This window comes from Komagataeibacter xylinus, assembly GCF_004302915.1.
In the GTDB taxonomy this organism is placed as follows: domain Bacteria; phylum Pseudomonadota; class Alphaproteobacteria; order Acetobacterales; family Acetobacteraceae; genus Komagataeibacter; species Komagataeibacter xylinus_C.
In genome coordinates, this window is the sequence record NZ_QQBI01000022.1 from 16,551 (window position 1) to 34,937 (window position 18,387).

An 18,387-nucleotide genomic window follows, 5' to 3' on the forward strand; every position below is an offset into this window, starting at 1 on the left:
CGCGTGGCGGGCACGGTTGCATGAAGATGCGGCAGTTCAGCCCAGCAGGCGGCCGATCACGCGTGCGGTGTAGTCCACGACCGGGATGATACGGCCATAATTGATGCGGGTAGGGCCGATCACGCCAATCGCGCCCACGATGCGGTTGGTGTCGGTGCGCGCGGGTGCGACCACCACCGACATGCCCGCCATGCCGAACAGCCCGCTTTCCGCCCCGATGAAGATGCGCACCCCCTCCGACTCACGCGCAAGGTCGAGCAGGCGCAGCATGGTCTCCTGCGTTTCCAGCCGCTCGAACAGCATCTGGATGGTGGTCAGGCGCTCGATCTCGGTCACATCGGCCAGAAGCCGGCCCTGCCCGCGGATGAACAGCGTGCCGCCGCGCTCCTCGGCATCGCTCCATGTAGCAAGGCCGCTGGCCACAACGCCTGCCGTCAGGTGGTCGAGTTCGTTGCGGTTGGCGGTCATGTCGGTGCTGACCGTCTCGCGCAGGCGGTCGAGCGTCTGGCCCGACAGGTGGGCATTGAGGTAATTGCCCGCCTCCACCAGCGCCGAGGGCGGCAGGCCGGGGGGCGTCTCGATCACGCGGTTTTCCACCTGCCCATCCGCGCTGACCAGAATGACCAGCGCGCGCCCCGGGCCAAGGGCCACGAATTCGATGTGCTTGATGGTGGAGGAATCGCTCTTGGGCGCCATGACCAGCCCCGCCGCCGAGGACAGGCCCGAGAGCATGGACGACGCCTGCGCCAGCATGTCCTCAAGCGAGCGGCCCTTGACATCGAGCGTGCCCGCGATGCTTTCGCGCTCCTCCTCGCTCAGGCTGCCAAACTGCAGCAGGCCATCGACAAACAGCCGCACGCCCTTCTCGGTGGGCAGGCGGCCGGCCGAGGCATGGGGCGAGAACAGCAGCCCCGCATCGGTCAGGTCCGCCATCACGTTGCGAATCGTGGCGGGCGAGAGCGAGAGCGGCAGACGCTGCGATAGGGTGCGCGAGCCCATCGGCTCGCCCGTTTCCACATACTGTTCCACGATCTCGCGCAGGATCGCGGCGGAACGCGCATCAAGCCCGGACAGCAGGGCCGGCTGCGATACCGGTGATCGGGTTTCCATCGCCATGCCTCCTTTGCACGCAGTCATCCGCAAGCCCCCATCATAGCAGATCCCGCACGCCCGTGCCCACGCGGGACTGGAAATAGAAGCGGATTGCGCGCTATGCCGCCCCCTCACCTTGCGGAGTTGCCCCATGCGCCCATCCGGCCGCGCCCCCGACGCGCTGCGTCCCGTCTTCATCCAGACCGGCTTTGCCCGCCATGCGGAAGGTTCCGCCCTGATCCGCATGGGTGGCACCGAGGTGCTGTGCGCCGCCAGCATCGAGCCGCGCGTGCCCTCCTTCCTGCGTGGCAAGGGGCAGGGCTGGGTCACGGCGGAATACGGCATGCTGCCGCGCGCCACCCATAACCGCGGCCCGCGCGAGGCCGCGCGCGGCAAGCAGAGCGGCCGCACGCTCGAAATACAGCGCCTGATCGCCCGCGCGCTGCGCGCCGTGGTGGACCTCAAGGCGCTTGGCGAGATCTCGATCACGGTAGATTGCGATGTGCTCAACGCTGATGGCGGCACGCGGTGCGCGGCCATTACCGGCGCATGGGTCGCGCTGCGCCTGGCGCTGGAAAAGCTGGTGCGTGAGGGCACGCTGCCTGCCGTGCCGCTCAAGGGGCAGGTCGCGGCCATATCCTGCGGACTGACCGCGGCGGGCGCCGTGCTTGACCTTGACTACGATGAAGACAGCAATGCCAGCGCGGACGCCAACTTCGTGCTGACCGCTGATGGCGGCATTGTGGAAATTCAGGGCACGGCGGAAAAGGATCCCTTTACCGAGGCGCAGTTCAACACGCTCATGCGGCTGGCCCGAACGGGCACCGCCGAACTGTTCCATATCCAGACCGTAACCGTGAACGAGGCGCTCGCATCATGACCACCCCTCACCTCAAGCGTGGCGACACGCTGGTGCTTGCCACGCATAACAGGGGCAAGATTGCCGAATTCGCAGCCCTGCTGGGCGGCTACGGCATCCGCGTCGTGTCCGCGGGCGACCTGTCGCTGCCCGAACCGGACGAGACGGCGGACAGCTTTGCTGGCAATGCCGCCATCAAGGCCCTGGCTGCGGCCAGGGCAGCCAACCTGCCCGCACTGGCCGATGATTCCGGCTTCTGTGTCGCGGCCCTTGGTGGCGCGCCCGGCATGTTCTCGGCCCGCTGGGCTGGCCCCGCCAAGGACTACTCCGACGCCATGCGCCGCATCCATGAGCAGATGGGCGACAACCCCGACCGGAGCGCATGGTTCATTTCCGTGCTGTGCCTGGCCTGGCCCGATGGCCGCACCGAAACCTTCGAGGGCCGGATTGATGGCCACGTCATCTGGCCGCCACATGGCACCAACGGCCATGGCTACGACCCGCTTTTCGCCCCCGGCACCGGCACGCGCAGCTTTGCCGACATGACGGACGCCGAAAAGAACGCCATCAGCCACCGTGGCCTGGCCTTCGCGCTGTTTAGCGAAGCCTGCCTACCGAAGGCAGCGGAATAAAAGTTTTTGGGTGCCGCCTTTTTTCAAAAAGGCGGCGTTCTTTTCAAAGCTTTTTGAAAAAAGCTTCACCAAAAACGTCTTTATTGAAAAAGGCCGGTCCCATGCGGGCACCGGCCTTTTTTCGTGATCCGATCAGGCTCAGCGCCCGGTCATGATCCGCTCGAGAAGCTGCGCCACGGTGGGCACAAAGCCGTTGGCATAGAACGGGTCGGTGGCAAACCGCCACGCGTTGGTGCCGCCAAACATGAGGTTGTGGTCAATCACCTCGGCCTGGTCCGGCCCGTGGGCGTGCGCCGCATCCTGAAGGGTTTTCTGGATGCAGTAGGAACGCGGGTCCGCCTTGTGCCCGTTGGAATAGGCAGGCGGCTTCTGCGACCAGTTGGAAAAGCGGCACTCCGACAGGCAGCCCATGCAGGCGCCCTGGTCGGTCAGGATTTCACGCGCGCGTTCGGGCGAGACGAACACCAGCGTGTTGTCCGGCGTGCGCATGGCCTCGGTGTGGCCTTCTTCCATCCACAGATGGGCGCGCTGCCCATCGGCGGGGGTGACGAACACCTGCCGCCCGCGCGCGCCAATGGCGAGCGCCATGGTGTGCTCGCCCAGTGCCTCGGGCGAAAACGGGATCTGCCGCTCCGAGCGCCCGCGCAGCTCGCGCAGGAAGCTGTTATTGACGGCGGAGGAATAGAAACCCGTGGGCGAGAAGCGGTTGAGGAACACATCCCCCTTCTTCAGCGTCAGCAGGCGGTCTTTCCATGCCTGCGGAATCGGGCTTTCCTGTGTAAGCAGCGGGCGGGTGCCGAACTGGAACACGATCGGCCCGAGTTCGGGGTTGTCGATCCAGTCCTGCCATTCCTCCAGCCACCACACGCCACCGGCCATGATGATGGGGGTATCATTCAGCCCGAAAGCGCGCATCTGCTGGCGCAGCGCCAGCACGCGGGGGAACGGGTCTTCCGGCGCCAGCGGGTTCTCGGTATTGGACAGGCCATTATGACCGCCCGCCCGCCAGGGGTCTTCATACACCACCGCGCCGAGCAGTTCGGCGGTCTTGTGATACGACCGCCGCCACAGGGCGTTGAACGCGCGGGCGGATGAGACGATGGGGTAGTAATGAATGCCGAATTTCGCCGCGATGTCCGACAGGCGGTACGGCATGCCCGCGCCGCAGGTCAGGCCCTGGATCAGGCCCGGCGCCCCTTCGAGCACGCCATTGATGACCCGTTCCGCCCCGCCCATTTCCCACAGGATATTGGCGTGGATACGGCCCCTGCCACCGGCAATCTCGTGCGCGATGCGGGCCTGGGCGATGCCGCCGCGAATGGCGTAGTCAACAAGTTCCTCATGGCGCTCGCGCCGGGTCTTGCCGTGATAGACCTGCGGCACGATGTTGCCGTCCGCATCATAGGAATCGGCGTTCACGATCGAGACCGTGCCCGCCCCCCCGGCTGCCGCCCAGTGCCCGGCGGAAATGCCGGTCGAGATCGAGACGCCCTTCCCCCCCTCGACCAGGGGCAGAATATCCGTCCCGCCCATACGGATCGCATTGATCGGCTTCATCACCATTCCATCGTCATGTGTCTACCCGGCCACAAGGGCGCCCTGCAGGCGCGCCTTGATGGCCGGGGTGTCTATAGGCCGGAACCGCGCGCTTAGCGTGCGGCGGGAGCACGGCCGGGCTTGGCGCCCACGGTCTCGGTGATGTCGGCGCCGGTTTCCTGATCAACCACGCGCATGGACAGCTTCACCTTGCCGCGGTCATCAAAGCCCAGAACCTTCACCTTCACCTCGTCGCCCTGCTTGACCACGTCCGTCGTCTTGGAAACGCGGCCCTGTCCCAGCTCGGAGATGTGCACCAGGCCATCACGCGGGCCGAGGAAGTTGACGAACGCCCCGAAATCGGCGGTCTTGACCACCTTGCCGTTGTAGATGTGGCCCACTTCAGGTTCAGCCACGATGCCACGGATCCGCTCGATGGCCTTGGCGGCCTGATCATCGGAGGAGGCGGCGATCATGATCGTGCCGTCATCGTTGATATCGATCTTCGCACCCGAATATTCAACGATCTCACGAATGACTTTACCGCCCTGGCCGATCACATCACGGATCTTTTCCTTCGGCACGGAGATCGTGGTGATCTTCGGCGCGGAGGAGGAGACATCCGTGCGGCCTTCGGTCAGCGCCTTGGCCATCTCGCCCAGGATGTGCATGCGGCCATTGCGCGCCTGGCCCAGCGCGATCTTCATGATCTCGGGGGTGATGGACGTGATCTTGATGTCCATCTGCAGCGCAGTCACACCCTGCTCGGTGCCCGCGACCTTGAAGTCCATGTCGCCAAGGTGGTCTTCATCGCCAAGGATGTCGGACAGAACCGCGAAGTCCTCGTCTTCCTTGATCAGGCCCATGGCAATGCCAGCCACGGGGCGCTTGAGCGGCACGCCCGCATCCATCAGCGCCAGCGATGTGCCGCACACCGTCGCCATGGAGGACGAACCGTTGCTTTCCGTGATCTCGGACACAACACGCATGGTGTACGGGAAGGTGTCCTTGCCCGGCAGCAGCGGGTGGATGGCGCGCCATGCCAGCTTGCCATGACCGATTTCACGGCGGCCCGGCGAGCCCATGCGCCCGCACTCACCCACCGAGAACGGGGGGAAGTTGTAGTGCAGCATGAAGTTGTTGCGGTACTCGCCTTCCAGCGCGTCCACGATCTGCTCATCCTGGCCGGTGCCGAGGGTGGCGACAACCAGCGCCTGCGTCTCGCCACGGGTGAACAGGGCGGAGCCATGCGCGCGCGGCAGGATGCCAACCTCGGACACGATCGGGCGGATCGTCTCGAGGTCACGGCCATCGATGCGGTAGCCGGTATCGAGCACCTCGGTGCGCACCACATCGGCCTCGAGGTCCTTGATCATCGGCTTGGCGGCGTCGGCCTCGGCCTCGCCGATCTTGGCGAGGATCGCCTCACGGGCGGCGGCGACCTTCTTGTAGCGCACCTGCTTGGCGCGTTCCTTGTAGGCCTCGGCGATCAGGGCGCGACCGGCCTTGTCCACCTTCTTGCGCAGCTTGATTTCCTCTGCCGTCGGCTCGGCCAGGTCCCACGGGGCCTTGGCGGCATCTTCGGCGAGGTCGATGATCAGGTCGATCACCGGCTGGAAGGCTTCGTGGCCGAACGTCACGGCGCCGAGCATCACGTCCTCGGACAGCTCGACCGCCTCGGACTCGACCATCAGCACGCCTTCGGCAGTGCCGGCCACGACCAGGTCAAGCGCGCTGTCCTTGAGCTGCGAGATGGTCGGGTTCAGCACGTATTTGCCATCGGAATAGCCGACGCGGGCCGCGCCCACCGGACCGAAGAACGGAATGCCCGACAGCGTCAGCGCCGCCGAGCAGCCGATCAGCGCCACGACGGCGGGGTCGTTTTCCATGTCGTGGCTGAGCACGGTGGCCACGACCTGAACTTCATTGCGGAAGTTCTCGGGGAAGAGCGGGCGCAGCGGGCGGTCGATCAGGCGCGAGTTCAGCACCTCGGCCTCGCTCGGGCGGCCTTCACGCTTGAAGAAGCCACCGGGGATCTTGCCAGCCGCGTAGGCCTTTTCCTGATAGTTGACCGTAAGCGGGAAGAAGTCTTGCCCCGGCTTGACGCTTTTGGCGCCAACGGCCGTGCACAGCACCACCGTGTCGCCATAGGTTACGACCACCGCGCCATCGGCCTGACGGGCGACCTTGCCCGTTTCCAGCACCAGCGGGCGACCGCCCCATTCCATTTCCTTGCGAAAATAATTGAACATCCAGACAAACCCTGTCCGTTGACTGCCGCAATGCAGGCGGGCCGGACATTGGAACGTATGATGGCAGCGCCTCGGACGGCATGGAGCGATGGCGGCACATACCGCCAGAACACCATGTGGCCTGAAACGCTGCGATCCGGTCCGGACATCTCCGCCGTGGCGTCGGCAGCGTGTTGGCGGCGCCCGTCAGGGGCGCCTGAAAAAATGCGGCCCTGCGGGGCATGGCCATGCCTGTGCACGCGCCATGCCCGCATGGGCCACGCGGGAGGCGGGCATTATGCCCGCCCTCCCGCGCGGTCGCAAATCAGCGACGCAGGCCGAGGCGCTTGATCAGCGTTTCGTAACGGGCCACGTCCTTGCGCTTGACATAGTCAAGCAGGCGGCGGCGGCGGCCAACCAGCATCAGCAGGCCACGGCGGGAATGGAAATCCTTCGCGTGGGTCTTGAGGTGGTCGGTCAGGTTCACGATCCGCTCGGTCAGCAGGGCGACCTGCACTTCCGGCGAGCCGGTATCGGTGGCGGCGTTGCGGTATTCACCAATAAGCGCCGTGCGGCGTTCGGCAGTAATCGACATCATTCTCTCCATTGATCATTCGGTTCACAGCATGCGCACTGATCGCAGCACGCCGCCCTCGGGGCGGCACAGCCCGACCACGCGCGCCCCATCCATCGCACGCACGACCCCGCTGCGGGGGTCGGTGTGCGCGGGCATCCGGCCTGCCAGCCGGTCCAGGTCGATCACCTGGCCAAATGACAGGGCATCCGCTTCCTCACGGGTCAGGGCCAGCGCCGGGATGTCGGCCAGCGCGGTCGCGACCGGAAGCAGCAGATCCGGTGGGGCAGGCGCGTTGTCGGCGCTCGCGACAATTTTGTCCAGCGGAATCGCATGGGATTCATCAAATGGCCCCACGTTCAGCCGCCGCAGCGCCGCCACATGCCCCACCGTGCCGCAGGCCAGCGCAATGTCACGCGCGAGGGCGCGCATGTACACCCCCTTGCCCGATTCCACTTCGAACACTGCCGTATCGGCATCAGGCCGGGCAATCAGCTCGAAGCGGTCGATGCGCGCGGGCCGTGGCGCGAGTTCGGGGGCATTGCCCGCGCGCGCCATGTCATAAGAGCGCTGGCCGCCCACCTTGAGTGCGGAGAACACCGGGGGCACCTGCATGATCTCGCCGCGGAAGGCGGCAAGGGCGGCCTCGAACGCGGCATTGTCGGGCCGCACGTCCGATGTGGCGATGACCGCACCCTCGGCATCATCACTATCGCGCGCCTCGCCGATGCGCAGGGTGAAGTGGTAGCGCTTGGTGCCATCCATGATGTAGGGCACCGTCTTGGTGGCCTTGCCGAAGGCTATGGGCAGCAGGCCGGTGGCCAGCGGGTCGAGCGTGCCGCCATGCCCGGCCTTGGCCGCATCGAACAGGTAGCGCGCGCGGCCAACCACCTGCGTGGAGGTCATGCCCAGGGGCTTGTCGATGATCAGCCAGCCGTCAAGCGGGCGGCCACGTCTGCGTCGCATTGCACGGCACCTTGCAGGGAATGGGAGTGCCGTGCGTTTAGACGAGGCACGCATGCACTTCAATGCCCCATTGAGCCACGGGGGCTGGCCGCCTGCGCCACACATGTTAAAAGGTTAGGGCGGGCACATGCCTGCCATCCCCCCAGCCTGCTTGGCCAACGGGGCATGGAGTGCCATCTTGCAGCAAACGGATGCATGGATAACCGTGTGCCACAGTATTTTCATTCCGCGTCTAGGGAGTCCTGAACACCATGGCTGAACGGCAGACCACGGTCGGTGCATTTGTGTTGGGTGGAGCCCTGCTTGGTGTGACGGCCATAGCGCTGTTCGGACAGTTTCATCCCTTTTCGCCCACCAACCGCGCCGTGGTCGTTTTTGACAGCCCCATCAACGGGCTGGGCGTGGGCGCGCCGGTCACGTTCGATGGCGTGCAGGTGGGCCATGTGGACCACATCGCCGTTCAGTTCGACCCCCAGACCCATCAGGCCTATATTCCGGTCACGGTGGAACTCGAGGCCAATGGCGCGCGCATGGCAGGCTCGCACGGTCGCGCGCTCGATGCCAACGAACTGCCAAAGCTGATTGAAAACGGGCTGCGCGCGGAGCTGCACATGCAGAGCTTCGTGACCGGGCAGGAAGAGATCGACCTGACCTTCGACCCCGGCATCCCCGCCCACCTGCATCCCGGCCTGAGCCCGCTGATCGAGATCCCGACCCGCGAATCGGAAATGCAGAAGCTGACCGATGCCCTGACGGCCCTGCCGCTCAAGAACATCGCCAACAATGCCGACGCCATGCTGGTGAGCATCCGCACCCTGGCCGACAAGCTGGACAAGGACCTGCCGCCGCTGGTGGATAGCGTGCGCGACACATCCGACCATACGCGCGTGACCGTTGACACCGCGACCGATACCATCCGCGACCTCGACAAGCGCCTGGACACCACGCTGGCCTCCATCGACCATCTGGCCGATACCGGCACCGCCCAGCTTGATGCGCGTGGCGGCGAACTGCACACGCTGCTGGTCAACTCCAACGATACGGTAACCGAGGCCCGCGGCGCTCTGGCCGGGCTGCATGACATTACCGCCCCGAGTTCGGCTGACCGCTCCAATATCGATTCGTCACTGCGTGACCTTGCCGCCGCCGCCGCCGCCCTGCGCGGGTTCGCGACCGACGTGGAGCGCAACCCCCAGCTCCTGCTCATGGGACGGCGCAACTGACCGGGCATTCAACCCGCCAGCAATGTGAAAAAGGCCGGTCAGGGTATTGCCCCAACCGGCCTTTTCCATGAACTGACTTTTCAGGAATAAATATTTCTGGATGCCGTCTTTTTTTAAAAAGGCGGCATTTTTTGAAGCTTTCCTTACGCGCTTCACCAAGAACTTTTATTCTGTTCCCTCATCACCCTCAAGGTCGCGCTGCACTTCAGGCTGGCGCAGCATGGTATCGACTTCCATGGCGTAATCGAGCGCCGTATCGGGCTGGAAGTGCAGGTCCGGCACGCCGCGCAGCCTGAGCGCATGCGACAGGCGGGTGCGCAGGAACGGCGTCACGCGCTTGAGCGCGGGCAGCAGTTCCGCCACATCGCTCCGACCCAGGCGGGCTACGAAAACCGTGGCATGCTTGAGATCGGGCGAGATACGCACTTCGGTGACCGTAATGCGCACATCAGCCAGATCCGGGTCACGGAATTCGGTGCGGGCAAATATCTCCGCCAGCACGCGACGGACTTCTTCCGCCACGCGCAGCTGGCGCTGCGAGGGACCAGACGCGGAATGGCCGGCAAGTTTCCCTGCCGGCCCGCTCTCGCTCATCCCTTTTCTGGATGAATTACGGCTCATGCCGGGACGAGTTCCATTTCATAACACTCGACCACGTCACCTTCGCGCAGGTCATTATACCCGGCAAAGGACAGGCCGCATTCGTAACCGCGCGCCACTTCCTTCACGTCATCCTTGAAGCGCTTGAGCTGGCTCAGATCGCCTTCATGGATCACGACGTTGTCACGCAGCAGGCGCACGCCACAGCCACGCTTGACCACGCCTTCGGTCACGTAGCAACCGGCAACCTTGCCAACCTTGGTAATTTCGAAAACCTTGCGGATCTCGGCATAACCCAGGAACTTCTCGCGATGCTTGGGCGCGATCTTGCCACGCACCAGCTGCTCCACGTCATCCGCCACCTGGTAGATGATCGAGTAGTAGCGGATGTCAACGCCTTCGCGCTGGGCAAGCTCACGGGCCTGTGCGGTCGCGCGGACATTGAACGCGATGATGATCGCGCCCGATGCCTTGGCAAGCTGCACATCGCTTTCCGTAATCTGGCCCACGGTCGCGTTGAGCACGCGGATCTTGACTTCCTCATGCTCAAGCTTCTGCACGGTGGCTTCAAGTGCCTCCGCCGAACCCTGCACATCGGCCTTGATCAGAACCGCGACTTCCTTCTGCGCGCCTGCCTGGATGCGGGCGAGCATCTGGTCGAGCGTGCCGCGTGCGGCAGTCTGGCCAGCGGCCATGCGCTCCTTGATCACGCGCTGGCGGAACTCGGAAATTTCGCGGGCGCGATTCTCGTTTTCCACCACCACGAACGGCTCGCCTGCGCCCGGAACCCCGGTAATGCCCAGGATTTCCACCGGCATGGACGGACCCGCCTCGCCAAGCTGGCGGTTGCGGTCGTCGATCATGGCGCGCACGCGGCCCCATTCGGCCCCGGCCACCACGATGTCGGTGCGGCGCAGCGTGCCCTTCTGGACCAGCACGGTCGCAACCGGGCCACGCCCACGGTCAAGGCGGCTTTCAATCACCGAGCCCTCGGCCACCCGGTCGGGATTGGCCTTGAGGTCTAGGATTTCGGCCTGCAGCAGGATCGCTTCCTCAAGCTTGTCGAGACCCGTGCGCTTGAGCGCCGAAACCTCGACATCCTGCGTATCGCCACCCATGCTTTCCACCACGATCTCATGGTTCAGCAGTTCCTGGCGCACGCGGTCGGGGTTCGCACCCGGCTTGTCGCACTTGTTGATGGCCACGATGATCGGGGCATCAGCCGCCTTGGCGTGCTTGATGGCTTCGATCGTCTGCGGCATCACGCCATCATCGGCCGCCACAACCAGAATGACCACGTCGGTCACCGAGGCGCCACGGGCACGCATGGCGGTAAACGCCTCATGGCCCGGCGTATCGATGAAGGTGATCCTGGCACCCGAGGCCAGCGTGACCTGATACGCGCCGATATGCTGCGTAATACCACCGGCTTCGCCATTGGCGACATCGGTCGTGCGCAGCGCATCAAGCAGCGAGGTCTTGCCGTGATCGACATGACCCATCACGGTCACGACCGGCGGACGGGGCATGAGGTCTTCTTCGCTGTCCTCGATGCCCTCGATGCCGATCTCGACATCGCTGTCGGAAACACGGCGCACGCGATGGCCGAATTCCTGCACGATCAGTTCCGCCGTGTCCGCGTCGAGCGACTGGGTCACGGTGGCCATCACGCCCATCTTCATCAGCGCCTTGATGACCTCGCCCTGGCGGGCGGCCATGCGGTTGGCGAGTTCCTGCACCGTAATGCTCTCGGGCAGGACAACGTCGCGCACCACGCGCACCTGGTCGGAGCGCAGGCGCTCAAGCTCGGCCTGACGGCGCTCACGCTCACGCTGGCGGCGGACCGAGGCGAGCGAGCGGGTCTTGTCGTCATCCCCTTCGATCGCGGCCTGCACGTCAATGCGGCCTGCGCGACGGCTGTCGTTGTTCTTCTTGGCGCCGCCCGAGGGTCGGCGGTTCGGCACGGCATTGCCGGGGCGACGGCTGGGGCGACGTTCTTCCTCACCGCCATCCGCACGGCCCGTGCGCAGGCGCAGCGTCTCGCCAGCACCGCCTGCGGGGCGTGCCGTAGTAGCCGCACCACCACCAGCGGGCCGCGACGGCCGCAGCGGCTGGGCGGGCATGATCGCGCGCTCGGCCAGCGGGCGCAGGCGCTGCATGGGCGGCGCCAGCGTCACTTCACCCGGAATAGGCACGGACGAGACAACCGGACCTGCCGGATCTGTCGAGTCGGGTGCTGCGGGAGCCGGTGCGCTGCTGGCTTCCTGCTTGCGGGCTTCCTCGACCGCGGCTGCGGCATCTGCCTTGGCGCGTGCCTCTTCTTCGGCACGGCGGGCATTTTCCTCTTCAGCGCGGCGGGCTTCCTCCGCGGCGGAGAGGATCGTGATCTTCTCCTGCTCGCGGGCCTCTTTCTCACGCTGGATGGCGGCGCGACGCTGCTCGTCGAGCACGCGCTGGCGTGTCGCCAGTTCCGCTGCCGTCAGCGCGCGACCGCCCCGACCACCGGCGCGACCGCCAGCCGGCCCCGATCCGTTACCTGCGGCCCCGGCCCCGCGCTTCTTGCGCACCTCGACCTGAACCACCTTTGAACGACCATGGCTGAAGCTCTGTCGCACGGAACCGGCATCCACCGTCCGTCCGACCTCCCTGCGGCCCGCCGGCCGCAGAGACAAGCGTCCCTTACCCTGATCCTGATCGTTGCCTTCGCTCATGTACCCGCCTGTTCACACCGTCCGGCGGAACGATCCGCCGAATTCGGGCCAGTCCTGCCGGACAGACCCGCAAAACGTTCACTCTCGATACGGAAACGGCGCGCCAGTTCACCATGCAGAATCGCTGCATGAACAACATGGTCGCGGCCAAATGCCGCACCCAGACCCGATGCCGTAGGAACAGCCACAACCGGCAGTTCCCGTGCACCAGACAAAACTCTCTTCCTCTCGTCGGGGCTGCCATCGGCGGCCTGTATGACCAGACCGGCACGACCGCCCACAACCCACTCACGCACCTTGGCGAAACCACAGACAATCTGCCCGGCCCGCCGTGCCAGCCCCGCGACATCCATCATGCGCCGCAGCAGCCCATCTCGCACAAGATGGGTCAGGTCAGGGGGAATAACAACCCTTCCCCTCGCCGCGCGGGCAAATACGCCGCGTGTGCGTGCTGTTTCTAGCACATCCGCGCGTGCGCTCAACCAAATTCCCCGTCCGGGCAGCCGTGCGGCCAGATCAGGGATCACGACTCCATCGGGGGAAATGACAAACCGGATCATTTCCTCCTTGGGGAGCCGGAGCCGGGTCACGGCGCAACGGCGCAGCGGCCCGCGCTCTTCAGGCTCCATGCCGTCCGGCCCCTGCACGTTCAGGTCGGTTTGCTCAGACGTCGGACGTCTCCTCTTGCGCGGGCTTCGCCTCATCATCATCGAACCAGTGGGCGCGCGCCGCCATGATGATCTCGTTGGCCGCGTCCTCGTCAATGGCATCGCTGCCCAAGATCTCGACGAGTTCGTCACCGGCCAGATCGGCCAGGTCATCCAGCGTCTTCACGCCCTTTTCACCCAGCGTCACCAGCATCTGGTTGGTGAACACGCCCAGCACGGCGATATCATCGCTCACGCCCAGCGTGCGGCGCTTGGTGTCGAGTTCCTCTTCCTGGCCGGCCAGATAGCCTTCGGCGCGGCGGACCAGCTCGCTGGCCACGTCCTCGTCAAAGCCTTCGATGTTGGCCAGTTCCTCGGGGTCGGCAAAAGCCAGTTCCTCGATGGAATGGAAGCCTTCGGTCACCAGCAGGCCCGCGATCACGTCATCCACGTCCAGCGCTTCAACAAACAGGTTGCTGCGGCGGCGGAATTCTTCCTGGCGGCGCTCCGATTCCTCGGCCTCGGTCAGGATATCGATGTCCCAGCGCGTAAGCTGGCTGGCAAGGCGCACGTTCTGGCCGCGGCGGCCAATGGCTAGGCTGAGCTGGTCATCGGGCACGACAACCTCGACGCGACCCGCTTCCTCATCCATCACCACCTTGCTGACTTCAGCCGGGGCAAGCGCGTTGACCACGAAGGTCGCGGCCTGCGGGCTCCAGGGAATGATATCGATCTTCTCGCCCTGGAGTTCCTTGACCACTTCCTGCACGCGGCGGCCACGCACGCCCACGCAGGCACCGACCGGATCGATCGAGGCATCACGCGAGATGACCGCCATCTTGGCACGTGAGCCGGGGTCACGCGCCACGGCCTTGATCTCGATGATGCCATCATAGATCTCGGGCACTTCCTGCGCGAACAGCTTGGCGAGGAACGCCGGATGCGTGCGCGAAAGGAAGATCTGCGGGCCACGCGGCTCGTCGCGCACGTCATAGATATAGGCGCGCACGCGGTCGGAGTTGCGGAAGCTTTCACGCGGGATCAGCTCGTCACGGCGCAGCAGGGCCTCGGCATCGCCGATCTCGACGAGCAGGTTGCCATATTCCGTGCGCTTGACGGTGCCGTTGACGATCTCGCCCACGCGGTCCTTGAAGTCATTGAACTGGCGGCGGCGCTCATACTCACGCACGCGCTGGACAATGACCTGCTTGGCCGTCTGCGCCGCGATGCGCCCGAAATCGATGGGCGGCAGCGGGTCGATCAGGTATTCGCCAAGCTGGATCTCGGGCTTGAACTTGCGCGCGATATAGAGCGGGATCTGGGTTTCCTCGTTCTCCACCGCCTCGACCGCCTCGGTCCAGCGCGACAGGCGCACATCGCCGGTGCGGCGGTCGATGGTGGCGCGGATATCCTTTTCATGACCGTATTTCGCGCGGCCGGCCTTCTGGATGGCCTGCTCCATCGCTTCGAGCACTTCCTCGCGGTCAATCGACTTTTCCCGCGCTACGGCATCGGCCACCAGCAGCAGTTCGGGACGGGCAACGGACGTATCCATCAGTGTCTCCACAACATCGTTCAATTGGCCTTGCGGGCCGACTTGCGACCCGACTTAACACCGGGCTTGCGGTCTTCAGCCGGGGAAGGATCTTCCTCCAGGCCAGTCTCCTCGGGGCTTGCGGCCGGCTTCATCATCCGGGCGCTCGCCGCGATCAGTTCATCGGTCAGGACAAGGCGCGCCTTGCGCATCTCGGCAAAAGGCAGCGCAACCTCGCTCCCGTCATCAAGCCGCATCAGGCCATGGCCCTCGCGCGCGCCGAGCACGATCCCGGCAAAGCGCTTGCGGCCTTCAACGGGCATGTTCATCTCGGCGCGGGCGAGGTGGCCGGCAAACCGCTCCCAGTCCTTCGCACGGGTCAGGGGGCGGTCGATGCCGGGGGATGAGACCTCCAGCGTCCATGCGCCGGGCAGCGGGTCTTCCACGTCCAGTATCGCGCCAACCGCATGGCTGATCTGCTCGCAGTCCTCAATGAGCAGGAGCGTGCCATCAGCGCGGTCCGCCATGATCTGCACGGTAGGGGACTCGCGGCCCAGCACCGCCACGCGCACGAGGTCGAACCCCATGTCGGCCAGCGCGGGGGCGACCATTGCGGCGATGCGGGCATCAAGGCCCGACAGGAAAGGCAGATCAGCGTCCAATGCAAAAAAGGCAGCCCTGCGGCCACCCCCCAAAGAAAAAACCATAGATGAAGGAATAACCGGCAACATAGGTCACGCCATGCCTGACCGCAAGGACTATATGGGCACGCGGGGGTTACATTTCCTCTCTCTTAACGTCTTGCCATTCTCCCCGCCTCGCCCGCATTATGTACGCATGATGCCCACGCCCTCCCCGCCGGAACCGACACGGGAACGCAGCGAACGCCCATCCAGCCGCAAGCTGGTCGTGGTGGGGCTGATCGCGGCCGTCGTGGCAGGCGGGGGTTTGGGCGCAGGCGGGTTCCTGACCCCGCAGGAGGGCGGCAGCGGCAGCCAGACGCCCCCCGTCGCAGCCGAGGCTGGCGGCGGCCGGGGCGGTGGCGGCAATCACCTGACACTCAACGCGCCGGTGCAGGGCAAGCCCGACATGATGGGCGAAATGCCCATGATCTCGCCCGAGCGCGCGGCGGACATGCTGCGCCAGACCAGCTTTACGTTGCAGCAGCAGGCCGAGATCATGGCGGCGTTGCGGCGGCGCGAAATCATACTCGCCGACATGCCGATGTATGACATGACAGGCAGCGGAGCAGTCGTGAACGTGGAATCCCTTGGTCTCGTGCAGACCGTGCATCTCGGGCCGCAGCCCCGCAGCGTGATCCTGCCCATCCGCATTGCAGGCGATGTGTCGATCACGCCGGCGGGCGACCCCGGCCCGATGGGCGTGCATGCCGGGGCGGTGTTCGTGCCGGGGCCCACGCCGCTGCCGGTGCTGATGCGCGGGGCCCATCTTGTCATCGGGGTTGTGGTGCAATGAAGCCGCTCTATCCGATCCTGATGGAACGGGTCGTGCCGATCGCCATGGTCATTTTCCTGGTACTCGGCAGTTTTCAGGCCGCGATGGCGTTGCATCTTTCGCTCGCCAGCATACGGCATTTCATGGAATGGTGCGCACCGGCCTATCCGGTCATAGCGGCGGCGAGCGCCCTGCTGGCGCTGAGCGGGCTGTGGTTCGAGAACCGGGCCGAGAAACTCGCCCGCAAGGGAATCCGACGCAGACGGGGATGGATGATGGACGTACTGGCCAGGCTGACAAATCGTAGCGCACTTGAAGAAATGCTGGCGCGCGAACAGAAAGAAACCGTGATCGATGCCGAGGAACTCGCAGCCAGCCTGCGCGCGCGCGTGATCGGGCAGGACCAGGTATGCGAGGACGTGGCAACCCAGCTGCGCCGCCGCCTGGCGCTGCAGGTGCGCGGCAAGCCGGTAGGGATCTTCCTGCTGGCAGGGCCGCCGGGCACGGGCAAGACATATCTTGCCAAGCAGCTCGCCCGCCAGCTCGATCGCCCGCTGCTCAACTTCGACATGACGCAGATGAGCTCGCCGCATGCCGCAACGCAGCTGTTCGGCTCACCCAAGGGGTATGTCGGCTCGGACACCTACGGCAAGCTGACCGGCGGCCTGAAGGAAAAGCCCGATGCGGTGGTGCTGCTCGATGAAATCGAGAAGGCGCATCCCGATGTGTTCAAGAAATTCCTCACCGCATGGAATGACGGGCACGTAACCGAGGCCTCGACGGGGCAGCAGATCTCGACCGTGCGCTGCATCTTCATCCTGACCTCGAACATCGCCACCGATGCGCTGTCCGAGATCGCGGACCGGCTGGCCGATGAACCCGACAAGATGCGCGCCGAGTCGGTCGAGGCGCTGCGCCAGGCAGGCTTTGCGCCCGAAGTGCTGAACCGCCTGGACCGCATCTTCGTGTTCCGCCCGCTCGAAGGACTGGATATCGCCCGCGTTTCCGCGCTGGAAATCGAGTCGATGATCGACAGCTATGGCCTCAAGGTCGAGACCGGGGGCATCGATCCCGCCCTGCTGTTCGAGGTCATGCGCCGCCAGGACCGCATGGGCCCTGCCGCCAGCGCGCGCGACCTGGCCCGCTCGATCGAGGACATGATCAGCGACTCGCTCATCACCGCCCGCCAGCAGGGCGCCAAGCTGGTGCGCGTGGTGCAGAACGAAGATGGCATCGTGGCCGAAATCGCGGACAAGAGCGACGCGCAGCAGGCCCGGATCAGTTCCTGACCCATGGCCGCGCTGTTCCGCCCTGCCCCCGTGGCCTCCCGCATGGCGAAAGGCATGGCCTGCTGAATGTCCGCTTTTTCGCGCCTCTGGTATCGTGCGCCGCTATGGCGGCTGTGCCTGTATCTCATTTTGCCCTTCGTGGTGCTGACGTTCGTCTTCCCGCCAGCCTATCTTACGCGCAGGCTGCCCCGGCTGGCGCAGATCGCCACGGCCATCCATAACCGCCTGGGCATGCAGGACGCACCGGCCGATGGCGACCAGGCCGGTGGCGGCGGCCCGGGCGATGGGGTCGTGACCATGATGCCCATGACCGACCGCCTGACCAAGGCCATTCCGTTTGCCGGGCGCATCCTGCCGCTGCCCGCAGGCGTATGGCACCCGATCATCAACGTGATCGAAGGCCCGCATGGCGAATTGCTGGAAAATGTCCTGGTGCGGGTGCAGGGCCATGTCGTGACCGGCCTGATCGTGGCCAAGGGCACGACACAGCCGGTACCGGACGTGGCCAGCCCGCCGATGGACATAGAATGCCATGACGACCGCAACTACATGTCGCATGTCGGGGCCAGTCACCCGCCCATGACGGAATGCTGGTTCACGCGTCTGGTTGATCCGGCCTCGATCAACCACATGAACGTCATTGCCGGGCGACTGCAGCAGGAAGGCTTCGTGCTGCCGCCGGTCATGCTCAGGGCGAACTGGGTCAACAGCACGCCCGCCACCGATGACAACATGAATGCGGAGACGGTGACGATCTATCTCAACCCCGTCAATGTCAACGACACCAAGATCCTGCGCTCGCCTGATTTCTGGACCAAGGACGCGCTGGCGCAGCAACCGGCCGCGGACACCTTCGTCAAGCACATGAATACATGGATGGCAGGCTGGGCGCCGGTGCTGCATGATGGCTTCAACAGCGACATGCTGGCCTCGAGCGACGAGCAGCGCGCCCGGCTTTCGGTTGACCCTGCAGCCCCCCGCCCCGGCGAGGGCAACCCGCTGGACTGAACGGGGCCTGAAACCCGGAACGTTCTTGGG

At 65.2% G+C, this 18,387-nt stretch carries 16 protein-coding genes; 6 read left to right on the forward strand and 10 right to left on the reverse strand.

All coding sequences use genetic code 11. From position 1 onward, the window contains the following. Nucleotides 1-36 precede the first annotated feature (36 nt). Nucleotides 37-1,116: a heat-inducible transcriptional repressor HrcA gene (hrcA, locus tag DV027_RS12005; RefSeq protein WP_061274403.1), complete on the reverse strand. Its 1,080-nt coding sequence runs from the start codon at nt 1,114-1,116 to the stop codon at nt 37-39. A 127-nt stretch (nt 1,117-1,243) separates the two neighbouring features. Between hrcA and rph the strand changes: the two genes are divergently transcribed. Then, on the forward strand, nt 1,244-1,972 hold the full coding sequence (rph, locus tag DV027_RS12010; protein WP_130732142.1) for a ribonuclease PH: 729 nt from the start codon (nt 1,244-1,246) through the stop codon (nt 1,970-1,972). After that, complete coding sequence (rdgB, locus tag DV027_RS12015; protein WP_165399184.1) at nt 1,969-2,583, forward strand: RdgB/HAM1 family non-canonical purine NTP pyrophosphatase; 615 nt, start codon at nt 1,969-1,971, stop codon at nt 2,581-2,583. The genes rph and rdgB overlap by 4 nt, the downstream gene beginning before the upstream one ends. Before the next feature lie 138 nt (nt 2,584-2,721). Here rdgB and DV027_RS12020 read toward each other — a convergent pair whose 3' ends face one another. From DV027_RS12020 to truB, 4 genes are all read right to left on the reverse strand, one after another. Then, a complete protein-coding gene (locus DV027_RS12020; RefSeq protein ID WP_130732144.1) occupies nt 2,722-4,140 on the reverse strand; it encodes an NAD(P)H-dependent flavin oxidoreductase in 1,419 nt (472 codons plus the stop codon). 92 nt (nt 4,141-4,232) lie between these two features. Continuing rightward, nucleotides 4,233-6,371 (reverse strand): polyribonucleotide nucleotidyltransferase, encoded by a 2,139-nt coding sequence (pnp, locus tag DV027_RS12025; protein ID WP_130732145.1) that lies wholly within the window; start codon nt 6,369-6,371, stop codon nt 4,233-4,235. Between the two features lie 304 nt (nt 6,372-6,675). After that, complete coding sequence (rpsO, locus tag DV027_RS12030) at nt 6,676-6,945, reverse strand: 30S ribosomal protein S15 (protein ID WP_061274462.1); 270 nt, start codon at nt 6,943-6,945, stop codon at nt 6,676-6,678. Between the two features lie 24 nt (nt 6,946-6,969). Beyond that, nucleotides 6,970-7,890 (reverse strand): tRNA pseudouridine(55) synthase TruB, encoded by a 921-nt coding sequence (gene truB, locus DV027_RS12035; RefSeq protein ID WP_130732146.1) that lies wholly within the window; start codon nt 7,888-7,890, stop codon nt 6,970-6,972. 251 nt (nt 7,891-8,141) lie between these two features. Between truB and DV027_RS12040 the strand changes: the two genes are divergently transcribed. Next, on the forward strand, nt 8,142-9,113 hold the full coding sequence (locus DV027_RS12040) for an MlaD family protein (protein WP_130732148.1): 972 nt from the start codon (nt 8,142-8,144) through the stop codon (nt 9,111-9,113). Between the two features lie 165 nt (nt 9,114-9,278). Here the strand turns inward: DV027_RS12040 and rbfA are convergent, their stop codons facing one another. The 5 genes from rbfA to rimP are packed head-to-tail and all read right to left on the reverse strand — an operon-like array spanning nt 9,279 to nt 15,312. Then, nucleotides 9,279-9,734 (reverse strand): 30S ribosome-binding factor RbfA, encoded by a 456-nt coding sequence (gene rbfA, locus DV027_RS12045; protein WP_408884468.1) that lies wholly within the window; start codon nt 9,732-9,734, stop codon nt 9,279-9,281. Then, nucleotides 9,731-12,424, reverse strand: a complete 2,694-nt coding sequence (gene infB / locus DV027_RS12050; RefSeq protein ID WP_130732150.1) for a translation initiation factor IF-2 — start codon at nt 12,422-12,424, stop codon at nt 9,731-9,733. Before infB ends, rbfA begins: the two co-directional genes overlap by 4 nt. Then, the gene (locus DV027_RS12055; protein WP_130732152.1) at nt 12,421-13,053 is read right to left on the reverse strand and encodes an RNA-binding protein; all 633 of its coding nucleotides are present in this window, start codon (nt 13,051-13,053) and stop codon (nt 12,421-12,423) included. Before DV027_RS12055 ends, infB begins: the two co-directional genes overlap by 4 nt. Nucleotides 13,054-13,087: 34 nt before the next feature. Then, nucleotides 13,088-14,626, reverse strand: a complete 1,539-nt coding sequence (nusA, locus tag DV027_RS12060) for a transcription termination factor NusA (protein WP_130732154.1) — start codon at nt 14,624-14,626, stop codon at nt 13,088-13,090. Nucleotides 14,627-14,646: 20 nt separating this feature from the next. Continuing rightward, nucleotides 14,647-15,312 carry a ribosome maturation factor RimP gene (gene rimP / locus DV027_RS12065; RefSeq protein WP_165399185.1) on the reverse strand — a complete coding sequence of 222 codons (666 nt, stop codon included), beginning with the start codon at nt 15,310-15,312 and terminating at the stop codon, nt 14,647-14,649. A gap of 130 nt (nt 15,313-15,442) precedes the next feature. On the opposite strand from rimP, the gene DV027_RS12070 reads away from it, so the two are divergent. The 3 genes from DV027_RS12070 (at nt 15,443) to DV027_RS12080 (ending at nt 18,357) form a co-directional block, all read left to right on the forward strand. After that, nucleotides 15,443-16,081 (forward strand): hypothetical protein, encoded by a 639-nt coding sequence (locus tag DV027_RS12070; protein ID WP_130732157.1) that lies wholly within the window; start codon nt 15,443-15,445, stop codon nt 16,079-16,081. Next, entirely contained in the window at nt 16,078-17,349 is a 1,272-nt protein-coding gene (locus DV027_RS12075; protein WP_130732159.1) for an AAA family ATPase, read from the forward strand. The genes DV027_RS12070 and DV027_RS12075 overlap by 4 nt, the downstream gene beginning before the upstream one ends. Nucleotides 17,350-17,415: 66 nt before the next feature. Continuing rightward, entirely contained in the window at nt 17,416-18,357 is a 942-nt protein-coding gene (locus tag DV027_RS12080) for a hypothetical protein (RefSeq protein WP_130732161.1), read from the forward strand. Nucleotides 18,358-18,387 lie beyond the last annotated feature (30 nt).

Coding starts and splice junctions, on each gene's coding strand:
- hrcA (WP_061274403.1), bottom strand. CDS start 1,116: ATGGCGATGGAAACCCGATCACCGGTATCGCAGCCGGCCCTGCTGTCC.
- rph (WP_130732142.1), top strand. CDS start 1,244: ATGCGCCCATCCGGCCGCGCCCCCGACGCGCTGCGTCCCGTCTTCATC.
- rdgB (WP_165399184.1), top strand. CDS start 1,969: ATGACCACCCCTCACCTCAAGCGTGGCGACACGCTGGTGCTTGCCACG.
- DV027_RS12020 (WP_130732144.1), bottom strand. CDS start 4,140: ATGAAGCCGATCAATGCGATCCGTATGGGCGGGACGGATATTCTGCCC.
- pnp (WP_130732145.1), bottom strand. CDS start 6,371: ATGTTCAATTATTTTCGCAAGGAAATGGAATGGGGCGGTCGCCCGCTG.
- rpsO (WP_061274462.1), bottom strand. CDS start 6,945: ATGTCGATTACTGCCGAACGCCGCACGGCGCTTATTGGTGAATACCGC.
- truB (WP_130732146.1), bottom strand. CDS start 7,890: ATGCGACGCAGACGTGGCCGCCCGCTTGACGGCTGGCTGATCATCGAC.
- DV027_RS12040 (WP_130732148.1), top strand. CDS start 8,142: ATGGCTGAACGGCAGACCACGGTCGGTGCATTTGTGTTGGGTGGAGCC.
- rbfA (WP_408884468.1), bottom strand. CDS start 9,734: ATGAGCCGTAATTCATCCAGAAAAGGGATGAGCGAGAGCGGGCCGGCA.
- infB (WP_130732150.1), bottom strand. CDS start 12,424: ATGAGCGAAGGCAACGATCAGGATCAGGGTAAGGGACGCTTGTCTCTG.
- DV027_RS12055 (WP_130732152.1), bottom strand. CDS start 13,053: ATGGAGCCTGAAGAGCGCGGGCCGCTGCGCCGTTGCGCCGTGACCCGG.
- nusA (WP_130732154.1), bottom strand. CDS start 14,626: ATGGATACGTCCGTTGCCCGTCCCGAACTGCTGCTGGTGGCCGATGCC.
- rimP (WP_165399185.1), bottom strand. CDS start 15,312: ATGGTTTTTTCTTTGGGGGGTGGCCGCAGGGCTGCCTTTTTTGCATTG.
- DV027_RS12070 (WP_130732157.1), top strand. CDS start 15,443: ATGATGCCCACGCCCTCCCCGCCGGAACCGACACGGGAACGCAGCGAA.
- DV027_RS12075 (WP_130732159.1), top strand. CDS start 16,078: ATGAAGCCGCTCTATCCGATCCTGATGGAACGGGTCGTGCCGATCGCC.
- DV027_RS12080 (WP_130732161.1), top strand. CDS start 17,416: ATGTCCGCTTTTTCGCGCCTCTGGTATCGTGCGCCGCTATGGCGGCTG.